The organism is Robinsoniella sp., from assembly GCF_034124845.1.
The window spans coordinates 1-3,105 of sequence record NZ_JAWYAJ010000587.1 but is presented as its reverse complement, the minus strand read 5'-3'; the positions used below and the strand labels follow the sequence as shown (position 1 = coordinate 3,105).

Here is a 3,105-nt window from a genome sequence, read left to right as displayed (position 1 = left end):
TACTTTCTATTGAAGCAGTACCGCAGACCCGTCAGCGGTATGCAGGGGTATAAGTATGGAACAAAAAGCGTTCCATACTTTCTATTGGAGCAGTACCGCAGACCAGTCAGCGGTATGCAGGGGTATAAATATGATAAAAAAAATAGACCATATCGTTATTACTACAGCGGATATTGATGCCTGCACTGCATTTTACCGGGCGCTAGGATTTGACTGCAGGGAAGCAAACGGACGCTGGGAATTATTTTCGGAAGATTTTAAGATTAATGTACATAGGAAAGGTTTTGAATTGGAACCCAAGGCTCAGAATGTGACAGCGGGAAGCGCAGACTTATGTTTTGAGATTTGTATTCCAATTGAGCAGTGTAAGGATAAATTATTGGAACAGGGGTTGGAAATTGAGCTGGGCGTTGTCCTGCGTCATGGAGTTTCAGGGGAAATGAAATCTGTTTACCTGAGGGATCCGGATGGGAACCTGGTTGAATTGTGCAGCTATGAATAGCGGTTTGATCTAACGGCACGCAGTCTGTCAGAATTTACAGGAGATTATATTTACGATGAGGAAACAAAAGAAAAAGCCGATCCTCCATTTTAGGGGAAAACGGCTGGTAAAAAAAGTATTAGGGGTATCGGCTCTGTCATTGGCGCTTATGACCGGAGTAGTTGGATTTAAAAGCAATGACAGCATTCCCAGGAATGAAATGGCAAAGGGTTTAAGTCCGGTAGGTATGAAACAAGTAAGCGTGAAAACGTCAGATTCGCTGTATGTTGAGTTTGAGCAGGAGAACCGGGCTCAAAAGAATGAGATATCCCACAGCACAAATCAAAAATACAAGCGGCTGGAAAATCTGCCTGTTGAGAGCAGAGATATGACAGATGATGAAGCGTATGATAAAGCAGATGACAAAACAGATGATAAAGCAGTTAACAAAGCATATGACAAGAATGTTATAAAAGCAGATAAAAAGTCAGAAAAAAAGTCAGATAAAAAGAAAACAGAAAAGATGAACAGTGAACAATCGGATCTTCTTGTACTGGTGAACAAAGATCATCCCTTGAGCAAGGACTATAATATCAAAATGAAGACACTGGACAACAGCGACAAGGTGGTTGCGGAAATCATCAGTGAAGATCTGCAAAATATGCTGGAGGACGGAACCAGTGAGGGACTTCGTTTTTGTATTGCTTCTGCATACCGCAGTTCCCAGCGCCAGCAGGAAATTCTGGACCAGGATATTAAGAAACTGACTAATAATGGAATGACAGAAGAGGAAGCCTATGAGCAGGCTACCAGAACGGTTATGCCGGCAGGTTACAGCGAACATGAAACCGGTCTGGCGGTGGACATCGTGGCGCTTAGCAATCAACTTCTGGATGACAGCCAGGAAAGTACGCCCGAAACCCAATGGCTTCAGGAAAACTGCTATAAATACGGCTTTATTCTCCGCTATCCAAAAGACAAAACAGATATTACCGGGATTGATTATGAGTCCTGGCATTATCGTTATGTAGGTAAGGAAGCGGCTGCTTATATTGAAAAGCACGATCTTACATTTGAGGAATATCTTGAGGAAAAAATATAATCATGCAGCTCTGACTATGGGGTGTGTGGCATGCTGAACGCGATTGGCTTAAAGCAACTGATCTTGAGAACGGGATTGGTCTGTATCCAATTAAAACAGCCAGCCACAGCCCGGGGGTCTCGCCATGACGAGAAAACCAGTTCTGCGGCCAGCTGACGGTGTCCATGCCAGTTTCACACGCTCATCTTTCTGCACACTAACGCCATCTGCAAAGCGTCCCTTCCTCAGCAAAACCCTAAATCATATTCTAAAACGCCTAAACAGTCTACAAATATTTCCCCATCATACTCTCACTTTTCTCTTTCAAATCTATCGGTGCCCCAATAAATATTATTTTACCTCCCTTTGTCCCACCCTCCGGTCCAAGGTCAATGACCCAATCGCAGTTTCTGATAATCTGGGTATTATGTTCTACCACTACCACGGTATTTCCTGCGTCCACCATACGATTCAGCAGAACGAGAAAATGTTCCACGTCTTTTGGATGCAAACCGGTTGTAGGTTCATCCAGCAGATAAAGATTATGCTTGCCTGCGCTGCTTCCGATCAGTTCCTTTGCGAGCTTAAGACGCTGCCCTTCTCCGCCGGATAAGGTGGTCAGGGTTTGTCCAAGCTCCAGATATCCAAGACCCACATCCAGCAGCAGGTTCAGGATTTTTGTGATCTTGGTATGATCTAAAAAGAAATTGGCGGCTTCTTCCACAGAGAGATTCAAAACATCTTTTATGGACAGGCCTTTGTATTTAACATTTAGTACATCGTAATGGAACTGATTCCCATTGCAGACAGGGCATACCACCTGAATATCAGAAAAAAACAACATATTGCTGTCTACATAACCCAGTCCTTCACAATTCTCACACCTGCCGCCGGGTGTGTTAAAAGAGAAATGTTTTGCAGTGAATCCGGCTTTTTTTGCAGCATCTGTTTTTGAAAATAACGTTCTGATTTCCGAATATACTTCGGAATAAGTTGCCACATTGGAACGCTTCATCTTCGTGATTGCCGCCTGGTCAATTTTAACCAGGCTATCAAACTGCTCAAGTCCTGACACCCGATTTGTCTTATCGTGAGAAAGTCCCTTTGCAAGCACCTCAAATATCAAAGTCGATTTACCCGATCCGGAAGGCCCGGTAATAGCGGTCAGACATTTCAAAGGAATATCCACATTGATATTTTGTAAATTGTATTTATCAGCATCTCTGATCTGAATAGCTTCTACCACCGGTTTTCTGAAAGATGTTTTTCCAGCGGGGGGATTCTTAAGATAGCTTCCGGTCACTGAGTTTTCCAGTTTTTTTATTTCATCAAATGTTCCTGTTGCAACAACCCTGCCCCCATATTTACCGGAGCCGGGACCAATATCTATGATATAGTCAGCCTTTTTCATCGTATCCACATCATGTTCAATTACCAGAACGGTATTATCCTGATCACGCAACTTTTGAAGTATTTTCATCAGGCCGGCGGTATCTTTGGGATGAAGGCCTACGGTTGGTTCATCCAGAATATAAATTACACC

At 43.3% G+C, this 3,105-nt stretch carries 3 protein-coding genes; 2 read left to right on the top strand and 1 reads right to left on the bottom strand.

The window, feature by feature from the left end:
• Positions 1 to 130: 130 nt before the first annotated feature.
• The gene (locus tag ACH2DQ_RS28965; RefSeq protein WP_395028807.1) at positions 131 to 502 is read left to right on the top strand and encodes a VOC family protein; all 372 of its coding nucleotides are present in this window, start codon (positions 131 to 133) and stop codon (positions 500 to 502) included.
• A gap of 55 nt (positions 503 to 557) precedes the next feature.
• The gene (locus ACH2DQ_RS28960; RefSeq protein ID WP_394910653.1) at positions 558 to 1,583 is read left to right on the top strand and encodes a M15 family metallopeptidase; all 1,026 of its coding nucleotides are present in this window, start codon (positions 558 to 560) and stop codon (positions 1,581 to 1,583) included.
• Between the two features lie 265 nt (positions 1,584 to 1,848).
• On the opposite strand, the gene ACH2DQ_RS28955 is transcribed toward ACH2DQ_RS28960, so the two are convergent.
• The coding region (locus ACH2DQ_RS28955; protein WP_395028806.1) for an ATP-binding cassette domain-containing protein at positions 1,849 to 3,105 on the bottom strand (1,257 nt) is incomplete at its 5' end.